This is a genomic window from Nodularia chucula CCY0103, from assembly GCF_963923915.1.
GTDB classification, from domain to species: domain Bacteria; phylum Cyanobacteriota; class Cyanobacteriia; order Cyanobacteriales; family Nostocaceae; genus Nodularia; species Nodularia chucula.
Window position 1 is genome coordinate 1 of the sequence record NZ_CAWUOL010000036.1, and the last position, 19,411, is coordinate 19,411.

The window sequence follows — 19,411 nt, forward strand, 5'->3', positions numbered from 1 at the left end:
CTCCCCTAGTAGTTTACTTCTACTTGTGTGTACACCGTAGGCAAGCGAGGAGGGGGACAACAATCTGGGCTTTGATTTGGAATCGCTCAATTACATCTAAGTGAGGTACTTTTGAGCCAACGCTATTAACATCAGATATTACTTGGACTTGGCCTTGGCTATATTGGGGTGCGTAGTGATCACCGAAGCAATAATCCTGGACTTTGACGGCGAGGGTAGAATCAAATTTAGGTAAGACATCTTCGGCGATAAATTCACCACTACAAAAACCGACATTGGGATCAAACCGGAAGATACCGACTCGATCTGCACAGAGCGATCGCCTGATTTCCTGTACAGTGGTTTTTAAGATTGTCTCTAAATGCAAGGATTCCCGAATTTTGACGACTAAATCAAATAATATCCGCCTCTGTTCAGCAGATTGGCGCATTTGATCGGCGCGGGATTGAATTTGGGTCATCATTTCGGAACTTTGCAGGGCTACTCCTAGTTGGCTGGCTACTTGTCCCAAAAATTCTACTTCTACACTATCCCACTGAAGGGGTGCAGAATGTTGATACGCTGCTAGCAGTCCCCAGAGGTTGCGCCCGACAAAAATTGGTGTTAAGGCATAAGCCCGAATTTTGAATTGTTCCAGAATATCTAAGTGACAACGGGAATGTCCGGCTTGGTAAATGTCGTTGACGGCAAAATGTTCGTTGTTGCGGTAGCGCCCGCCTTTGGTTTCTTGCAGGTGGGTGTCTTCCCAAACGAGGTTTTTACCAAAGGGATTGATGCTGTCCCACTGGGCTTCTACCATGCCAAAATTACTGACAAATTCACCACTCCAGTCTGGATTAAAACGATAAACGCCGACTCGCTCGACTCGCAACATTTTACACACTTCCTGACAGGTGGTTTTGAGGATGAGGTCAATATTTAGGGAGGAACGAATATTCCCGACTACTTCTGTCAGTGTCCGTTGTCGGGCGATCGCATCTTGCAATTCTGCGGTGCGTTGTTTGGTTTGTTCCATAATTTTCGCCTGTTGTATCGCTATTCCCAGATGGCTGGCGGCTTGGGCAACAAATTCAACTTCATGAGTATGCCATTGGCGAGGCACAGAATGTTGATAGGCGGCAAGCAGTCCCCAAAGTTTTGGGCCAATGAAAATAGGTGCGATCGCATAGGCGCGAATCTGAAATTGTTCTAACACCTCAATATGACAACGGGCGTGTCCGGCTGCATAAACATCAGCTACGGCAAAAGGATCATTTTGCCGATATCTTCCACCCTGGGTTTCTTGTAAATGGGAATCTGCCCACACCAAGTCTTGCCCAAAGGCAGTTAATGTATTCCAAGGTGATTCTGCAAAGCCATAACGATTAATGAAACTACCACTCCAATCAGCATTAAAGCGGTAAATTGCTACTCGCTCAATCTTTAATTGCCTACAAATCTCTTGGGAAGAACTGGAACACAGAGAGTCGAGGTTGACAAATGCGCGAACTTTAGCCAAAATTCTCGCCAAGATTTTTTGAGATTGCACCGCTATCTGTAGCTGTTGTTGACACTCTTGCAACTCTAAGCGGTGGGAAGTTTCATAATCGTTAGTGGTCATAGGGTGTAGGAGAATGAAATATATATTCTCAGTGTTCCCTATTTTTTGCCTAATTTTCCCAATTATGACTAAAAAGTTAAGAAAAGGTAAAATTACTGGGATCAACGACTATAGTTTTGCACTTCCATCGGCAGATTAATTGTTGAAGGTACACGAGAATCTGCGATCGCGTCTCCAGCCACTAATTTTAATGGCAAAACACCCGCCCACACTGGTAAAGTATAATCGGCTTCATCATCTAGGGGTGGCCCTGTCCGCACTTTGGCAGATGCTTCGGTTAGAGGTAAGGAAAGTACCAGAGTTCCCTGCATTTCCTGGCGGTTGGGTGTCCGCACATTTGACCATCGTTTGGGCATGACATGATTAGTAAAGGCTTTGAGGGCTGCTAATTTTTCTTCAGCATCTTTAACGATAGTTGCTGTACCAAATACTACTACTGAACGGTAGTTCATGGAATGATGGAATGCAGAACGCGCCAGAACTAGCCCATCTAATAAAGTCACAGTCAAGCAAACTTCGATACCAGCTTGGAGAGATTTCAACATTCGACTAGCTGGGGAACCATGAATATATAATTGGTCTTCTACCCGACCATAAGCAGTAGGAATCACAAAAGGCTGATTATCTACCGCAAATCCCACATGACAAATTAACCCTTCATCTAAAATGTCATAGATTACCTGACGCTCATAATTTCCCCTTTGAGGTACGCGCTTAATTTGACTGCGTTGTGTAGGGCTTAACTGTTCCTGATTAATTTCATTCATGATTCTATTTCCAACTAAAACAAGACTTACGCAAAAACTCTCTAAAACCCTCTTTACTTCGTGTCCTTTGTGTCCTTTGTGGTATGCGCTGCGCGCACGCTACGCGTTAGCGGAGCTTTCGCTTTAGCGATACGTTTATTCTTAATCCCCAAATCAAGTTGCATAGCATTACTTTCTACAAAACCCAGACTGGAATAGACAGGTTTCCCCGATGGCGACGCATTCAGAACTACTCGCGTACAACCAATTGCTTTTAAATGCGCGATCGCACTATTAGTTAACTTCTTAGCAATGCCTTGTCTGCGGTAAGCTGGTTCAACATAAACGCCCCAGATATATCCGAATTTCCGGTACTCTGTTTTGAATACATTCGGGTACAAACCAGAAAATAATTGACAACTTGCAGAACCCACTATTGCACCGTCTACTTCTGCCACAAAAGCTTGATAAAATAAGTCCTGACGAGCTTGGGCGATAAACTCAAGAGTAATATCCAACCAGTTAGGATTCATCGCTTCATCAGAAACGCCAATATCTTGCCACATTTGGTAAAAGTGCTGTGTAATCAGTGCGTCTTCTGAGGGAATTGCTTCTCTAATAGTCAGCATTTTTTGTCTCAAATTACAGGTATTCCTCAAACATGACAGAGTTTTAAGGATTCATCCCCACTTTTGCATAAACCTCCTGCGCTCTGATATTACCTTTGTAGACATATAAGCGTAATTTCTCAAGTGGTATTAGACAAGAGCCACTTTTGTGATTTAATACAAGTCCACTTTTATGGCTGGATTATGGATTTAGCGATCGCCCTGAATAGTAATTCCCCTGTACCTCTGCATCAGCAGCTATATCAAGAACTGCGCCAAGCCATACTCAACGGGCGTTTGTCCCCTGGTGTGCGTATTCCGTCAACGCGATCGCTAGCCAAATCTTTGAGTATTTCTCGTACTACTGTGACTCAAAGCTATGAACAACTTTTGAGTGAGGGTTATTTAACCACAATTTCGGGTTCTGGAACCTTTGTCTGCGCCCAACTTCCTGATGATTTGCTGCATTCCACACCCATAGAATCGAGCCAAATAATTACGCGATCGCCAGTTAAATTAAATCGGTACGGGATGATTTTAGCTAACACCGAAAATCTGCCAAGAATCGCCGCACCTGATACCGAAATTAACTTTCGCTACGGACAACCAGCCATAGACCAATTTCCCCTGAAGCTGTGGCGTAGATTACTATCGCGTTACTTTTACACTAATTTGAGTTGGCTGGATTATTCTCTCGAACCCTTGGGTTACAGACCTTTGCGGGAGGCTATTTCTTCTTATTTATCCCGTTCTCGTGCTGTTAAATGTGACACAGATCAAGTGCTGATTGTCAATGGGACTCAGCAAGGACTCGATTTAATTATGCGGCTATTAATTGAACCTGGAGATATGATTGCACTGGAAGATCCTGGTTATATGAGTGCGCGGTTAATTTTTCAGACTCAAGGTGCTGAACTTTTGCCAATACCTGTGGATGATTCCGGCTTAATTGTCAAAGAACTGGTCAACTATACCAGCAAACCCATCTCGCTGGTATATGTCACACCTTCCCACCAATTCCCCACCGGAGCAATTTTGTCTTTACCACGCCGTTTAGAACTATTAGCTTGGGCGCAACAAACCGGGGGATTAATTATTGAAGATGACTATGACAGTGAATATCGCTATGGTGACAGACCAATTCCGGCTTTACAAGGTTTAGATCGCAGTGATTCAGTGCTGTACATTGGGACTTTCTCCAAAGTGCTATTTCCGGGATTGCGGATTGGCTATTTAGTATTACCAAAGAATTTAGTGGCTATATTTGCCCGTGCTAAGTGGTTATGCGATCGCCATTTACCAATTCTAGAACAGCAAGCACTTGCAGACTTCATTACAGAAGGACATTTAGAACGTCATATTAGAAAGATGCGATCGCTTTACGAAAGGCGTTGTCAAGTCCTAGTTAAAGCCTTAAACTTGCACTTTGGGGAAAAAGTCACTATTTTAGGTGAAAAAGCCGGAATCCATTTAATGATAAAAATCCATACCCATCTCAGTGATGAAGAAATCATCCATCTTGCAGCCGAAATTGGTGTGGGAATCATGTCTGCTAACTCCCAGTATCTTCAACCTGATCATACAGGTGAATTTATTTTCGGCTATGGTGAATTGACAGAACAACAACTAGCCGAGGGTATTCGGAGATTCGCTCAAATATTTGCTAGTTAAGCTAGTAGAGCAAGTTTTTTTATAAGCTGATATCTTAGAGAAAGATAGACAATTAACTGCAATAATCACAGAGATGAAAGCTCTTTTGGAAAATTAAATCAGGAGAAAGTGAAATGAATCTTGAGGAAGCAGTGTTAGAAAGATTACGCCATTTACCTGTGGATAAACAGCAGCAACTATTAGATTTTGCCGAATTTTTGTCTCAAAAAGCTACTACTAAGAAACCTTTAGGGACTATTAAAGGATTATGTGCTGATTTAAAAGTAGATATTACTGAAGAAGATATTGCTCAAGCACGTCAAGAAATGTGGGCTAATTTCCCCAAGGATATCGTTTCATGACATCAGTAGTAGCAGATACACACACTTTAATTTGGTACGTTTTCGACTTGCAGAGGTTGTCAGCAGACGCATTAACAGCGTTGGAACAAGCAGTTAATACAGGTAATCCTATTTACGTGTCAGCTATCACAATCATAGAAATTGCTTATTTAGTTGAGAAAGGACGCTTTGCAGAAGAAGTATTAACACGAATTTTAAACGCTTTGGATGACCCCAATATAGGTATTATACTTGTACCTCTAGATAGGAATGTTTCAGGGGCAATTAGACAAATTGACCGGGTAACTGTGCCTGATATGCCTGATAGGATTATTGCGGCTACAGCTTTCTCTTTGGGTATTCCTTTAGTTACGCGTGATTTACGAATACAAGCTTTAACAACTATCAAAACTATTTGGTAAAAAAAGCCTGATATCTGCATTCGCCGGATGAGCAGAAAAGACTCTAGTACAACACGGCGTAAATATGACAACCATTTAAAATCCATGAAAAGCCTATAGAATAAACTTTTTCAATTTTGACTTCTACCTTGCGGTACTAGAGTCATGTCGTAGTTTACGAAACGCCTCTACTTCCAAATAAATTCTGAAATTAATTAACTCGAAACTCACTAGTTTTAAGTCAATTATGCTGATTTTAGGAATGGAAAGGGCAACCACCAGCAGTTAATTTTTCTAGAAAAGCATTGTTGTCAAAATAATGCTCTAAAGACTCAATTTTTAAATCTTCAGTCACACGAGCAATACTCATGCCAGTAATTTCTATTGTTTCCCCAGTGGGTTTATAATCTTTGTAACTACCAGTAAATGTTCCCCAATGCCGCCATTTAAAGGTAACATTTGGTGGTCCAGCTAGAACTTCTGTTAATTCCCACAAAAAGCCGTTAGGAAAAGCATTATGAAACAGTTCAAATGAACTTTCAAAAGTTTCATTTTTAGAGCTATAATGCTCGGTTTCACTAATAAATAAGTTATAAGTACCTTCTTTCACTACCTCTTCAGCAGTGTATTTTTCTCCGCCGTTGCTACTCATTCTAAACTTATCAGTGACAATTGATAGCCATTGTTGTGGATTGATTTTATGAGAAGCTTCCATTTCAAAGGTACGGACTAAGTTTTGCGCGATCGCTTCTAAAGAACCTTCTGGATGGTTAAATTGACTTTCTTTGTGCAGAAATTCATTGGTGTAGGAATAATCAGGGCGTTGTCCTTACCGCCATTCTACGCCTTGATCATGAGCCAGGACTTTTTCTCTATCTTGCACCCAAAGAGGTAATTCTGTCATTTGCTCGCTACTCTTTAAATGTGGCTTGATATCAGCATCCACTTTTAGAATAAAATTTTCTCATAGTAGATAAATCTCAAATTCTCAAAAAGCAACAAATATTTATAATTACAGCTATTTTCAGGTAATCAGACTCCTCAGCAATTTTACGAATTTTTTTTTGAAACCTAGCAAAAACAGCTTCGCCATCAGTTACTTGACCTTTAGCAATTTGTTCAGTCCCAATAGCAATTTTTTGACGTAATTCTTCAATTTGCTGTTCTTTATCTTGTAGCAATTTAAAGGCTTCACTTATCACATCATCTGCACTAGCAAATCTCCCACTTGCAAGCTGTGCTTGAATAAATTGCTCTATTTCTGGCTTGAGAGTGATATTCATAACTTCATACCTCAAAAAAAACCTTTGCTTTCTTCTTTGCGGGTTTCGCCTTAGCGGTATGCGCGAAACAAATCCATATTTTCAATATTAATGATTTTCGGAATCTCTGGGAATATCTTGTGTGTAAACGGTGGTTCCTTAGCAAGAAGAGGACTTGTGGGTGAGATTCTCCATCCCTTAGCAAAAAAAATAGGGCGGGACAAACCCACCCTGAAACTAGATGTTTTCCTGAATTTTCTAAGCAGTTACTTCTTCTTGCTTCTCTTGAGTTTGCAAAGATGCATAAAGACGATTTAGCGCATTAACATAAGCGTGGGCTGAAGCAACGATAATATCTGTATTCGCCGCATGACCAGAAAACACTCTCGACTCATTTCTGAGACGGATAGTTACTTCTCCGATAGCATCAATACCTGCTGTGACTGACTGCACAGAAAACTCAATTAATTCATTAGGTACATTCACAACACGGTTAATTGCTTTATAAACTGCGTCTACTGGGCCAGTACCAATGGCCGCATCAGTCAATTCTTCACCGTTGGGGGTGCGGAGAGTAACGGTAGCTGTGGGTTGAGTATTACTACCAGAAGTAACTTGTACTAACTCAAGTTTAAATAAATCTGGTGTTTGTTGAATCTCATCATTAACAATAGATTCTAAATCCCAATCAGAAATTTCTTTCTTTTTGTCAGCTACATCTTTGAACCGTACAAAGGCTTTATTCAATTCGGTTTCTGATAGTTCAAAACCCAATTCTGCTAACCGGGTACGAAAAGCATTTCTCCCGGAATGTTTGCCCAATACTATTTGATTGTCTGTTAAACCAATCAATTGAGCATCCATGATTTCGTAGGTGAGCTTATTTTTTAACACCCCATCTTGGTGAATACCAGACTCGTGAGCAAAGGCGTTGGCTCCAACTATGGCTTTGTTTGGTTGCACTAACATTCCTGTCAAATTAGAAACCAAACGGGAGGTTTTATAAATTTGGCGGGTGTCAATATTAGTTAGTGGTTCTTCAGAATTTTCTGGTCTTCCTAAGAAGGGATTGAAATATTGTCGCCGCACGTGTAAGGCCATGACTAATTCTTCTAGGGAAGCATTCCCAGCCCGTTCTCCAATGCCGTTGATTGTACATTCTAACTGGGTTGCACCATTTTTCACAGCTTCTAGGAAGTTGGCAACTGCTAAACCTAAGTCGTTATGTCCATGTACGGAAATAATCGCTTGATCAATGTTGGGGACATGATCTTTAATGCCCTTAATCATTGCCCCAAATTCACTGGGTGTTAAGTAACCTACAGTGTCGGGAATGTTAACTGTTGTTGCGCCGGCGGCGATCGCACGCTCTAATACTTGATAAAGAAAATCTGGATCAGAGCGGGCTGCATCCATTGGCGAAAATTCCACATCTGCCATGAATGATTTAGCATAGGCTACCATTTCTTCGGCGATCGCCAAAACTTCCGCTCTCGACTTCCGCAACTGATACTCTAAATGAATATCCGATGTGGAAATAAATGTGTGAATCCGACCGTGAACTGCTGGTTTTAAGGCCTTGGCTGCGGCTTCAATATCTGCTTTAATGGCTCTGGCTAAACTACAAATTACGGGGCCATCTTCTGTCCCCACAAGTTGGGCGATTTTCTGAACCGCTTCAAAATCCCCAGGACTAGCAAAGGCAAAACCCGCTTCAATCACATCTACCCCTAATCGAGCGAGTTGTTTGGCGATCGCTAGCTTTTCATCTATATTTAAGGTTGCTCCTGGACACTGTTCCCCATCTCTGAGCGTCGTGTCAAAAATGATAATTTTGTCAGCTTTGCTAGTCATTTTTCCTCCTTGTAAAATTTTTACTGTTTCCTTTAAATATCTTTAACCTTAGTTTTTTTACTTTAAAGATTTGTAAATATTTGCTAAGATCACTAACCTTCTACCTTTTCTATACGGTCTCGGATATCATTTAAATCAATATATCTATCAGTAGCATTGCGTAACTCTCTCGCTATCATTCCTTCCGTCGATACCACAGTAATATGCGTATTTTTCGAGCGTAATAGTTCGATAGCTCTTTCAAAATCTCCATCACCACTGAATAAAACTACTCGATCATATTGATCAACGGTATTAAACATATCTACGACAATTTCAATATCTAAATTAGCCTTTTGGGAATATCGCCCGGAAGAGTCATCATAATATTCCTTAAGAATTTTAGTCCGTACTGTATATCCTAAGCTAATTAGAGCATCTCTGAAACCTCGTTGATCTTGTGGGTCTTTTAAACCAGTGTACCAGAAAGCATTAATCAATGTTGTGTCTGATTGCTCGTGTTTGAAATACTCTAAGACTCGTCTTGGGTCAAAAAACCAGCCATTTTTTTGTTGAGCATAGAACATATTGTTTCCGTCTACAAAAATAGACAGACGATTCATTGGGGAACCCATAGAAAAATACACCTAACAAATAAAAAAGTAATAGATTGGACAATAGATTATAGCAATTCTCAAATGATAAATTTACTAAAATTCCCGTAACAGGGTTTTAGGTATAGCTTTTATCTTACCGCTTGCACCGCATAAAACTGGCTAAAATCTTAGACTTAAGCTGTTGAAACTTACAGTTTTTGATGTTTAACAGTTCCAGATACAGTACATCAGCAAAATCTATCAATGAAATAGACTGATTAACAGGATTCGTAGTTATGTAACTATCAAGTTTACTGCCAAAGACATTAGCCATAGGTATTAGGGTAGTATATGGATGACCAACTATAAATTTTTGAGTTCATAAAAGTATAAAGTTGGTGGTAAATGCTGGAGCTTCTAGAAAATTTGGCAATATAACTAAAATCAACTTAGGACAGTTATCCCTAGAGGTGAAAAATCAAAGATCACCTTAACTTAAGAGTCGAAGCAGTACGTTAACCACTCCATTCTGGGATATGATCAAAAGTTCATTCTCAATCAAAGAACGAGATTGAGCCGAATTTTGCTTAACACCTGACTTAGCCGCAGTTTATTAACCCAAGTTTGCTCAAAAATAGAAAAGAGATTACAAAAGTATAAGATTCTCATTTAAATTTTATTCAAATTTATTTTTAGTTTAACCAGTCTTGAATAGATAAAGTAGTAGAACTTCAATCAACTATTAACAGGATATGACAAAACAACATATATCTACCTTAACTAAAAAATATGTTTTTACTGCCAACATAACCTCAAGTCAACCCAAAACCCTTTTGGTTAGTGGTTTATCTAAGATAATTGTGTCAGTTAAACTGATCTCATGAGTCCAGCATTCTTGACTCTTGTGGTTTGAGTTTGAGTACAATTACTACAAAATCAATGCTATCCTGAATTTTTTGTATCTCTGTGGGTTAAGAATACCTCCATAAAATATAGTTATTTTGGCAAGTAATCTTCAGTTGCTCCCAACTGCCGTACAGTACCATAAAACAAATCGGCAACAGTATGGCTACTTGTAACCACTGAAGTCTTTTCCTTGGAACTAGTGTACTACGCTGAGAACAACGAGAAGTTAGTCTAAGGTGATGTGAGAGCTATTATACTAGATTGTAGTCTTGAATGTGCCAATTAGTTACAGCATCCCTGGCGATCGCTCATAACATGGGAGTAAGTCGGTTTTTTGTCTCAGTCCTAAACAGGGGGAGTAGGGAAAAACCTGTTTGTGTTATGACGAAATTTTAAGCGCAAAGCACAGGCTACGCCAACAGAAATCAAATATTAGTCCCATAGCAATTATTTAGTTAATATTTAATATCCTGCCTTTAGATAGATTAAAAATGTAGAATTATTAATTTTTATACACGATATAAAATATTTGTGAATCGATAAATCGGAAAATATAACCTGAGTAGGATAGTTAATCCCAACCATATCATATATGCTGAATTGTACAAAAAATCCTCATAAATCAGGAATTAAATAATTAATATAGTTGAGGGCTAAATTGTTTAGAGAATAATGATTATATTCTGAAACTCTATTTTAAAATTCTCCTCGGTTTCAGAAATAATTTTAATACAAATATAGGACTACGGTTTGATTATTGAAAAAATCTAGGTGTTGTAGGGTGTGTTAGACGGAACGTCGTAACGCACGAAAGGCTTTCAGGATGGTGCGTTACGCTTCGCTTTAGCGGAGCCATGCCCCTTGGGCTATACAGCACCCTACGTGTTTTTCAGAAATCAAATATGAATCCTATATTTTAATTGCATATAAAAAATTCTGGAGATGTCTAATGTATGAAATTGCCCAGAAAATGCGGAATAAGATTGTCAAAAAAATTATTTCCTTACCGTTGATCAAATATCAAGAAGATTTAGCTTATCAAACAGCAGTCAAAAACCACATCAGAGATTTACCTATTCTGCCACAGGATGACTTACAGCTAGTAGAAAATATCAGAAATAAAGGAGTAGTAATTACTTCATTAACAGAATTAGGAATTGCATCAAAGTCTGATATAATCACAGCAGCCAAAGATTTGATTCCCCAAATAAATCCCCATCAATCTTTAGATAAAAACCAGTTTGTTATTCATGCTAGTTCTCAACAAATAATCGCATATCCAGAAATTTTTTACTGGGGACTAGAACAACGTTTGCTAAACATTGTAGAAAATTATATTGGTTTGCCATTATCCTACAACGGAGTATATTTTCGGAGAGATATTGCTAATAATATCGAACAAGGTTCTAGATTATGGCATATAGATAAAGAAGATAGAAAAATTCTCAAAGTTATAATTTATGTAAATGATATTAATGATCATACAGGTCCATTTGAATATATTCCCCCAGATGTCACCTCAGAAATAGCCAAGACTTTAAAATATACATCCGGCTACATTTCAGACCAAAAAATGGAGCAGTTTTTATCACCAGAAAATTATAAATCATGTACGGGTTCCGCCGGGACTGTAATTTTTGCTGCTACTGGTAGTATTTTCCATCGGGGAAAGTCACCTGTAACTTCTGATAGATTTGCGATATTTTATGACTATAGTTCTAGGCGGCAAAAAAAGAGATACTATATCCCTAATTCTTTACCATCTCAGGATTTGTCTATTTTGGTGCAAAATCTCCCCTCAGATAAAAAGCAGTATATTTATTAGGACTTTTTGCGCTGCTTTAGGGAATTTTTAGAGTGAGGACTGAAGTCCTGACTACAAACTTTTAAGAGGATGTTTGAAAAGTTTTGGGCGAATATAATTCGCTACTACACAGGCAAAGTCCACCTGCGTGGACTAATCAAAAAATCGGTTTTTTAACCCGCGCAGGCGGGTTTAGTTTGTATAGCCGCGACTTCTAGTCGCCAGGGCTGTAATAAATTAGACTTTTAAAACATCCTCTAAATTGTTATATCTTCCTGTTGATTAATTAGTAATCGTAAAACTGATAAGCCTAAAATTATTAAAAATAATACTAATCCAATTGTACAAGCATAGCTAATTTCTAAGTTGCTAAATGCTTCTTCATATAAATAGTAAACAATGGTTTTAGAGCTATTTAGTGGACCGCCTTGGGTCATAATAAATACTTCTTCAAATACTTTAGTGGCAGAAATGGCAGAAATCACTCCCACTAGTGCTAAATAAGGCTTCATTAAGGGTACTGTAATATCCCAGTGTTTGCGAATACCATCAGAACCGTCAATGGCGGCGGCTTCATACACATCAGCAGGTATTGATTGCAATCCGGCTAAATAAATTACCATGTAATAGCCCAGTCCTTTCCAAATAGTCACAGCCATCACACTGGCTAGGGAAATTGGGACAATTCCCAGCAGTTTTTCTGGACTAGTTAACCAGGGGATTCCTTCGGGAACGATATTCCAGGTTTTGAGTAACTGATTGAGTAAGCCGTTTTCTGCATACAGCCATTTCCAGGCTATACCAGCAACTACCATTGATATGACTACTGGCGTGTAGTAAGCTACTCTAAACCAATTCATGCCTCTGAGTTTCTGATTTACCAAAATTGCTAAAGCTAAGGGAGCCATGACTAAAATTGGTACAACTCCTAGAAGATAGAGAAATGTATTTTCTAAGGTTTTCCAAAAAACTGGATCTTTCCACAAGCGGAGAAAGTTATCAAAACCAATCCATTGGGGAGGCTGGGAAAGGTCTTCATAGCTGGTAAAACTTAGGTAAAATGCTTGTGTTGCTGGCCAAAAAACTGTTAAACCCAAGAGAATTAAAGCCGGAAGTAAGAATAAGTACGGGGTTAATCGCTGTTTGATTAAGTTCCAGTTTTGCAGCTTCAGTTGATTCATAGAGAGTTGTGATTTATGAAAAAATTAGGTATGTAATGCAGCACTATGGTGAGAATTGCATGAATTTGGCGGGATAAAACCGCCGGTGATGGAGGTTTTGGTGAATGGAAAAATTTATCTGTGTCATTGAAAGGGAGATCAACTGTGATGGAATCTGAGAACAATTTGCCAATTGAACATCAAAATGTACCAGTGAATCACCGTGATTTACATGAGTTTTTGTACAGTTCTGATGATGAACACGATACCACTGAGATAATGGTAACTCCTGAATTGGCAAATAATGGGGTGAATATTATGCCTCTGGAAAGTTGGGTAACGGCTTCTCAAAATGCCAAAATTGCTGGAGTTTATGCGGTTTTAGATGCACAAAGCCAAACCCAGTATGTTGGTTATTCCCGGAATGTGTTGCTTTCCCTCAACGGCCATGTTAGCCAATATGGTGCAGAAAAATGTGCTTTTGTGCGTGTGCAAACTTTTAAGTTTCCTAAGCGTCAAGAAATGGAAGATTTGCGAGATGCTTGGATTGGGGAATTGGAAAGTACACCCCCTGGTAATGCTGCTGAAGGGGGAATGTGGGCGAGTAGAGTGGGGGAAGCTGCTAAGGCGGTAATGTCAGAAACGGAACGCCAAGCTTATGAGGAGAAAAAGTTAAAGTTGCGGAAAGCAATGGCTGATTCTACTTTGTCTCAGGAAATAGAAAATGTGGATGGAACTGTTGCAGAACGTCAGCATCAACTGGAAGCGGCTATCAATAATGATAATTGGAGTTCAGTGATTGCGGCGCAGACGGAGGAAACTAAATCTTAGACAGCAGAAATTGCACAAACTTGTAAGCCAACGGGTGTGTTGATAATTACAGATTCTACTCCAAAAACTTGGGCGATCGCATTGGGGTTGAGAACGGCTTCCGGTGTGCCAACTTCCCACAAATGACCTTGTTTTAATAAGGCAATTCGGGAACTGTAACGGGCTGCTAAATTTAATTCGTGTAAGACTGTAACAATGGTTAAATTTTGCTTTTGATTCAGTTTTTTTAGCAGTTCTAAGAGTTGCAATTGATAGTTGATATCTAAATAAGTGGTGGGTTCATCTAATAGTAATACTTTGGGTTCTTGGGCTAGGGCTAAAGCTAAAAATGCCCGTTGTCTTTCACCGCCAGAAAGTTGTTCTACTAGGCGATCGCTCAATTGTTCTAATTGCGTCTCTGCAATAGCTGCTGATACTTTTTCCCGATCTTGATTATTTAATTCCCATTGCCACCAAGGTTGATGTGGGGTACGTCCTAAACTCACTAATTGTCGCACTGTTAAGCCCCCAGGAACTGTTTGTTGTTGGGGTAATAATGCCAACTTCTGGGCAACTATATGAGGCGGTTCCGAATGAATAGCTTTACCATCCAATAATACTGTCCCTTGCTGTGGTGACAGAATCCGACTGAGTAATTTCAAAATTGTCGATTTACCAGAACCATTAGCACCAACTAAACTTAACCATTCTCCAGTTTGTAGGGATAAATTAATATCTTGGATGATGGGTAATGCTGTATAACCACCTGTGAGGTTTTGTAGTTCTAGGGGCATTGAAAGGATGAAAATTTATGAATTGGGCAGAGTTATAGTTTAACTATTGACAGTTTACCGCAATAAGAGAGTGATTATCTGCCAAAATCTCACCACACTAGGGCAGATTGTTATTTTCATTTTGGGAACGGAGAGGGAGGGATTCGAACCCTCGTATACGTTACCGCATAACAGACTTTCCAGGTCTGCGCCTTCAACCACTCGGCCACCTCTCCAGGGGCAACGATTTACAACTATACAATGAAATTAAAAAAAATGCAAATACATGAGCAAATAAATTAAATTAAAGTTGAAAGTCCACACTCTGATCTCTAATCACGATGTCCGATACCTATACAGTTAAAGTCCGCGATCGTGCTACAGGCAAAGAATACAGTCTACAAGTCCCAGATGATCGCTACATCCTCCACACCATCGAACAACAAGGAGGGGAACTGCCATTTTCTTGCCGGAATGGGGCTTGTACAACTTGTGCTGTGCGGGTGGTGTCGGGAGAAATCTACCAACCAGAGGCTATTGGATTATCCCCAGCTTTGCGCCGCCAAGGTTACGCTTTGTTATGTGTGAGTTATGCTCGTTCTGATTTAGAGGTGGAAACTCAAGATGAGGATGAGGTTTATGAATTACAGTTTGGGCGGTATTTTGCTAGGGGTAAAGTAAAGGCGGGTTTACCGTTAGATGAGGATTAAATTTTGGTTGGCGCTAAGGTTTTTGTTAGGGTGTTGCTAAGTAAAATTGCCTTGTTGTGTTGCTTGCTGTTGCTGGTGAGTTGTCAAGCTGATCATTCAACTGCAAGCAATCAGGTTCAGGTGAAGGTGTCACGAGTAGTCAGTGGGCAAACTTTGGATGTTTTAGGTATGGCTGAACAACCAAACTTGACTTCTCGCGTCCGGTTGGTGGGAATTGATGCCCCAGATTTCCGCCAACGCCCTTGGGGTGAGGAATCTAGACAAGTGTTAGCGAATTTGATTGGTGATTCTGCACAACCTGTAATTTTAGAATTTGATCTGGAAGCCAAAGATCAAAATGGGCGGTTTTTGGCTTATGTGTGGAAAGATCAGCAGTTATTGAATGAAGAAGTGGTTAAACAGGGATATGCCTTATTTGTGGGGCGATCGCCTAACCATAAATATGACCAACGTTTGGAACGCGCCCAGCAATGGGCTAGACTCATGGGAAAAGGCATTTGGAACCCAGAAAAACCTCTGCTAATCTCCCCTGCTGAGTTTCGCCGTCGTTATCTTTAGGGAGTGGGTAAGAGGCAGGGGGGCAGGGAGCAGGGAGCAGGGGGAGAAGACGTGGGGGGACAAGAAAGATTGTGACTAATTTACAATGACTAATTACTGATGACTAATTTACAGATTTTTTTAGATATTGCTACGGAAGCGGCTTTGGCTGCGGGTGCGGTTTTGCAGGGTTATTTGGGTAAATTAGGAGATGCTATTACCGAAAAAGGCCGCCCTGGTGATTTAGTCACAGCTGCGGATAAAGCTTCCGAAGTCGTGATTTTGGATATTTTACGTCGCCACTTTCCTGAACATTCTATTTTGGCTGAGGAATCCGGAAAGTTAGGAAATCAAGACAATCAGTATCTTTGGGCAATCGATCCCTTAGATGGTACTACCAATTACGCTCACCAATATTCAGCTTTTGCTGTTTCCATTGGCTTATTAGTTAATGGTGTGCCTTCAGTAGGTGTAATTTATGACCCCTTCCATGATGAATTATTTCGGGCTGCTACTGGCTTAGGGGCGACGCGCAACCGCCAGAAAATTCAGGTTTCTGCAACATCAGAACTTAGTCAAAGTCTGTTAGTAACAGGATTTGCCTACGATCGCCGGGAAACATCGGATAATAACTATGCAGAATTTTGTCATCTGACTCATCTTACCCAAGGTGTGAGGCGTAGTGGTTCCGCCGCCCTGGATTTGGCTTATGTTGCTTGTGGACGGGTTGATGGTTACTGGGAACGGGGAATTTCTCCTTGGGATGTAGTGGCAGGTATAGTTTTATTACAAGAAGCTGGGGGGAAAGTTACAGCTTATAATGGTAATTCTTTCCAACTGGAATCAGGTAGAATCCTGGCAACTAATGGTAATATTCACGAAAAGCTGAGTCATGAGTTAATAGAAGTTCCACCTTTGTCAAGTTGGAAGTGATCGATAATTGATCAAATTAGGGAAAAATAATTATAGAACCCTGATAATTTGTTACTGACAAATTACCGATAAAGGTAAACTGGAAATAAAGATTAAGCTATTTGGGTGCAACACCGCTCTATGTCTCTCAAAATAGATCGTGGATTTTTTAAATATGATGTCACAGATAATCACGCAATTTTGTGTGTTTCCCTTGATGCAAGTGTAAAGGAAATACGTAAACGTTATCTGGAAATTGCCCGCCGGTTACACCCAGATAGCACTGCGTTTACTTCTACTGAAGAAAAAAATCTGGCTAGTGAATTACTGTCGAAATTCGTTAACCCGGCTTATGAAAGTCTCTCTACAGAACGGAGTCGCACAGAACAGGTAATTGTTTTGTCCCACATGGGTAAATCTCTGCGACAAGAATCCCATTCAGTAGAGGTGAATGGTGAGTTAGCGAAACAACTGGTTATTGCTTCTAATATTGATTTTTTTTACAAAACCGCTATCTCTAAATTGGGTGAGCATCAGTATAAAAACATACAACAATCTGCTAAAATTATATCCCAGATTAGCGAGTTAAATTTAGTGTACCTGATGCGGAATGGTAGTAATGTTTCCACTGTGCCAGGTTCATCAGGTGTAGTCCAAAGTAAAACAGCTACCGCTTCAACTACACCACCGCCACCACCGCCGCCAGTTAAACAAGATTCCGCCGCAGATCAGTATATCCGTCGCGCCCAAAACTTTATTCAGCAAAACCAATTTAGTCAAGCCAAGGTGGAATTACAGGATGCACTGAGGCTAGAACCAAAGAATAGTCGCTGTCATAGTTTAGTTGCCTTGGTATATTTAAAGCAAAATCAGTTAAAAATGGCTAAAATTCATTTTGATAATGCTTTGAAATTAAATCCCAAGGATGAAATAGCGTTGACATGGAAACCTAAAATAGAAAAGGCTTTAGGGCAACAATCGAGTGGCTCTCAAGTAACTTCACCTCCTCATGATGGCACTAATCAACCAGATAAATCTGGAGGTGGGGGTATGTTTGGTGGTCTTTTTGGTGGAAATAAAAAATAATGGTGTATCAGCCAGCAGCGGGAGCCAGGGATTTATTACCTTTAGACGTGGCTCAAAAACGCTGGATTGAAGATAGGTTACAGCAGGTGTTTCATGGTTGGGGATATCACAGGATTATCACTTCAACTTTAGAACGGATGGATACTTTGATGGCGGGGGAAGCAATTCAACGCCAAATGGTGATTCAACTGCAAAATGGTCAAGATGAAGAATTGGGCTTGCGTCCAGAGTTGACGGCTTCTATTGCTCGTGCAGTGGCGACAAGAATGGCAGGTGTTACCTATCCCCAACGCCTGTACTACAATGCTAATGTGTTTCGCCGCACTTGGGAAAATAAGCATAACCGTCAGCAAGAGTTTTATCAAGCTGGGGTTGAGTTGTTAGGTGTGGGGGGATTGTTGGCTAATGCAGAAGTGTTGCTATTGGCGAAAAATTGTTTGACTGCACTGGGTTTGCAGGATTGGCATTTAATTTTAGGGGAAGCGGGAATTACGCGATCGCTCCTGGAGGCTTTTCCGGTAAATATCCAAGGTCAAGTTCGCAGTGCGATCGCCCATCTGGACCGCATAGCCATAGATAATTTACCCCTAAGTGATACATTACGCGATCGCGCCCGTATGATGATGGATTTACGGGGTGATAGTGGCGATGTTCTACAAAAAGTCAGCAGCCTAGATTTAGATCCAGCACAACAAGAAACAGTTAATCACCTCAAATCTTTAGTAGAGTTATTAAAATCAGAAGGTGACTTTCCTTTAATTCTTGACCTCAGCTTAATTCAAACCATAGACTACTACACAGGTATAGTATTTGAAATCGTCAGCCATACCAATTCACAAGCCACAGTCTTAGGACGAGGTGGCCGTTACGACCAGCTTTTAGGTCTGTATCATCCCCAAGGAGAAAACATCCCCGGTATTGGTTTTGTACTCAATATCGAGGATTTATACCAAGTGATTTTAACTACAAATCAATTACCACAATCAACCCCAGTCAGTGACTGGTTAGTAGTAGCCCAAACAGCAAATGCCGAAGCTACCGCTTTGTCCCATGCCCAAAAATTGCGGGATTCCACCGAAGCCATTAGGGTGGAAATATATCTAAGTGGCAGAGATATGGAAGCTATCAGACAATACGCCAGCGATCGCGGTATCACCCAAATAGCTTGGGTTAAATCTGATGGTTCCATCGCCAATGAATCCTTGGGTTAGTGAGGGAATGGGGAGTAGGGGGGAGAAGGCGGTAACGTCCCAATGACTAATGACCATTCGCCATTCCTCCCCTGCTAGGCTAGATATAGCTGATCCGCAATAAAGGGAATCGAGAAATGGCACACACAATTGTTACTGATGTTTGTGAAGGAGTTGCTGACTGCGTAGATGCTTGTCCAGTAGCTTGTATTCACGAAGGGCCAGGGAAAAATGTCAAAGGAACAGATTGGTATTGGATTGATTTTGCCACTTGTATCGATTGTGGTATATGTATTCAAGTTTGTCCTGTAGCAGATGCGATCCTTCCAGAAGAACGGCCTGATCTGCAAAAAACACCATAAATTTACAATTTTGGCGGAAATTTTAGATTAATACAGGCATTTGAAACACTTCAACATTGCCTGTTTTTTATAGGTTTGTCGCCACCAGTGGAGCGTAAGTATGGCAACCCTAAAGGTAGTTAAG

The 19,411-nt window shown here is 40.3% G+C and carries 19 protein-coding genes, 1 tRNA gene and 1 pseudogene; 11 read left to right on the plus strand and 10 right to left on the minus strand.

Annotated elements, in window-relative coordinates:
• Window positions 1–19: 19 nt before the first annotated feature.
• The 3 genes from ACM0OP_RS11955 to ACM0OP_RS11965 form a co-directional block, all read right to left on the minus strand.
• A complete protein-coding gene (locus ACM0OP_RS11955; protein ID WP_414528631.1) occupies window positions 20–1,600 on the minus strand; it encodes a GAF domain-containing protein in 1,581 nt (526 codons plus the stop codon).
• Window positions 1,601–1,701: 101 nt separating this feature from the next.
• Entirely contained in the window at window positions 1,702–2,367 is a 666-nt protein-coding gene (locus ACM0OP_RS11960) for a pyridoxamine 5'-phosphate oxidase family protein (protein ID WP_414528632.1), read from the minus strand.
• Between the two features lie 53 nt (window positions 2,368–2,420).
• Window positions 2,421–2,975 carry a GNAT family N-acetyltransferase gene (locus ACM0OP_RS11965; protein ID WP_414528633.1) on the minus strand — a complete coding sequence of 185 codons (555 nt, stop codon included), beginning with the start codon at window positions 2,973–2,975 and terminating at the stop codon, window positions 2,421–2,423.
• A 183-nt stretch (window positions 2,976–3,158) separates the two neighbouring features.
• Here ACM0OP_RS11965 and pdxR point away from each other — a divergent pair, with 183 nt between their 5' ends.
• From pdxR to ACM0OP_RS11980, 3 genes are all read left to right on the plus strand, one after another.
• Window positions 3,159–4,625, plus strand: coding sequence for a MocR-like pyridoxine biosynthesis transcription factor PdxR (gene pdxR, locus ACM0OP_RS11970; RefSeq protein ID WP_414528676.1), 1,467 nt, complete (start codon window positions 3,159–3,161; stop codon window positions 4,623–4,625).
• A gap of 113 nt (window positions 4,626–4,738) precedes the next feature.
• The gene (locus ACM0OP_RS11975) at window positions 4,739–4,966 is read left to right on the plus strand and encodes a hypothetical protein (RefSeq protein WP_414528634.1); all 228 of its coding nucleotides are present in this window, start codon (window positions 4,739–4,741) and stop codon (window positions 4,964–4,966) included.
• Window positions 4,963–5,367 (plus strand): type II toxin-antitoxin system VapC family toxin, encoded by a 405-nt coding sequence (locus ACM0OP_RS11980; RefSeq protein ID WP_414528635.1) that lies wholly within the window; start codon window positions 4,963–4,965, stop codon window positions 5,365–5,367. The genes ACM0OP_RS11975 and ACM0OP_RS11980 overlap by 4 nt, the downstream gene beginning before the upstream one ends.
• Before the next feature lie 235 nt (window positions 5,368–5,602).
• On the opposite strand, the pseudogene ACM0OP_RS11985 reads toward ACM0OP_RS11980, so the two are convergent.
• From ACM0OP_RS11985 to ACM0OP_RS12000, 4 genes and pseudogenes are all read right to left on the minus strand, one after another.
• Window positions 5,603–6,250, minus strand: a pseudogene (locus ACM0OP_RS11985) (ester cyclase).
• A 76-nt stretch (window positions 6,251–6,326) separates the two neighbouring features.
• Entirely contained in the window at window positions 6,327–6,629 is a 303-nt protein-coding gene (locus tag ACM0OP_RS11990) for a type II toxin-antitoxin system ParD family antitoxin (protein ID WP_414528636.1), read from the minus strand.
• A gap of 237 nt (window positions 6,630–6,866) precedes the next feature.
• Window positions 6,867–8,462 (minus strand): 2-isopropylmalate synthase, encoded by a 1,596-nt coding sequence (locus ACM0OP_RS11995; RefSeq protein ID WP_414528637.1) that lies wholly within the window; start codon window positions 8,460–8,462, stop codon window positions 6,867–6,869.
• Window positions 8,463–8,554: 92 nt separating this feature from the next.
• The gene (locus tag ACM0OP_RS12000) at window positions 8,555–9,076 is read right to left on the minus strand and encodes a LabA-like NYN domain-containing protein (RefSeq protein ID WP_206265518.1); all 522 of its coding nucleotides are present in this window, start codon (window positions 9,074–9,076) and stop codon (window positions 8,555–8,557) included.
• Window positions 9,077–10,892: 1,816 nt separating this feature from the next.
• Between ACM0OP_RS12000 and ACM0OP_RS12005 the strand changes: the two genes are divergently transcribed.
• A complete protein-coding gene (locus ACM0OP_RS12005; RefSeq protein ID WP_414528638.1) occupies window positions 10,893–11,768 on the plus strand; it encodes a phytanoyl-CoA dioxygenase family protein in 876 nt (291 codons plus the stop codon).
• Window positions 11,769–12,004: 236 nt separating this feature from the next.
• Here ACM0OP_RS12005 and ACM0OP_RS12010 read toward each other — a convergent pair whose 3' ends face one another.
• Complete coding sequence (locus ACM0OP_RS12010) at window positions 12,005–12,928, minus strand: carbohydrate ABC transporter permease (RefSeq protein WP_414528639.1); 924 nt, start codon at window positions 12,926–12,928, stop codon at window positions 12,005–12,007.
• Window positions 12,929–13,075: 147 nt separating this feature from the next.
• On the opposite strand from ACM0OP_RS12010, the gene ACM0OP_RS12015 reads away from it, so the two are divergent.
• Window positions 13,076–13,738, plus strand: coding sequence for a GIY-YIG nuclease family protein (locus ACM0OP_RS12015; protein ID WP_414528640.1), 663 nt, complete (start codon window positions 13,076–13,078; stop codon window positions 13,736–13,738).
• On the opposite strand, the gene ACM0OP_RS12020 is transcribed toward ACM0OP_RS12015, so the two are convergent.
• A complete protein-coding gene (locus ACM0OP_RS12020; RefSeq protein WP_414528641.1) occupies window positions 13,735–14,511 on the minus strand; it encodes an ABC transporter ATP-binding protein in 777 nt (258 codons plus the stop codon). The two genes, ACM0OP_RS12015 and ACM0OP_RS12020, sit on opposite strands and share 4 nt — an antisense overlap.
• Before the next feature lie 128 nt (window positions 14,512–14,639).
• Window positions 14,640–14,726 (minus strand) — tRNA-Ser (locus ACM0OP_RS12025).
• A gap of 105 nt (window positions 14,727–14,831) precedes the next feature.
• On the opposite strand from ACM0OP_RS12025, the gene ACM0OP_RS12030 reads away from it, so the two are divergent.
• From ACM0OP_RS12030 to ACM0OP_RS12055, 6 genes are all read left to right on the plus strand, one after another.
• Entirely contained in the window at window positions 14,832–15,200 is a 369-nt protein-coding gene (locus ACM0OP_RS12030) for a 2Fe-2S iron-sulfur cluster-binding protein (RefSeq protein WP_414528642.1), read from the plus strand.
• A 3-nt stretch (window positions 15,201–15,203) separates the two neighbouring features.
• Entirely contained in the window at window positions 15,204–15,758 is a 555-nt protein-coding gene (locus tag ACM0OP_RS12035; RefSeq protein WP_414528643.1) for a thermonuclease family protein, read from the plus strand.
• A gap of 99 nt (window positions 15,759–15,857) precedes the next feature.
• Complete coding sequence (locus tag ACM0OP_RS12040; RefSeq protein ID WP_414528644.1) at window positions 15,858–16,670, plus strand: inositol monophosphatase family protein; 813 nt, start codon at window positions 15,858–15,860, stop codon at window positions 16,668–16,670.
• 120 nt (window positions 16,671–16,790) lie between these two features.
• Complete coding sequence (locus ACM0OP_RS12045) at window positions 16,791–17,735, plus strand: J domain-containing protein (protein ID WP_414528645.1); 945 nt, start codon at window positions 16,791–16,793, stop codon at window positions 17,733–17,735.
• Complete coding sequence (locus ACM0OP_RS12050) at window positions 17,735–18,946, plus strand: ATP phosphoribosyltransferase regulatory subunit (protein ID WP_414528646.1); 1,212 nt, start codon at window positions 17,735–17,737, stop codon at window positions 18,944–18,946. The genes ACM0OP_RS12045 and ACM0OP_RS12050 overlap by 1 nt, the downstream gene beginning before the upstream one ends.
• Window positions 18,947–19,062: 116 nt before the next feature.
• A complete protein-coding gene (locus ACM0OP_RS12055; RefSeq protein WP_414528647.1) occupies window positions 19,063–19,287 on the plus strand; it encodes an indolepyruvate ferredoxin oxidoreductase subunit alpha in 225 nt (74 codons plus the stop codon).
• The last annotated feature ends 124 nt before the right edge of the window (window positions 19,288–19,411 follow it).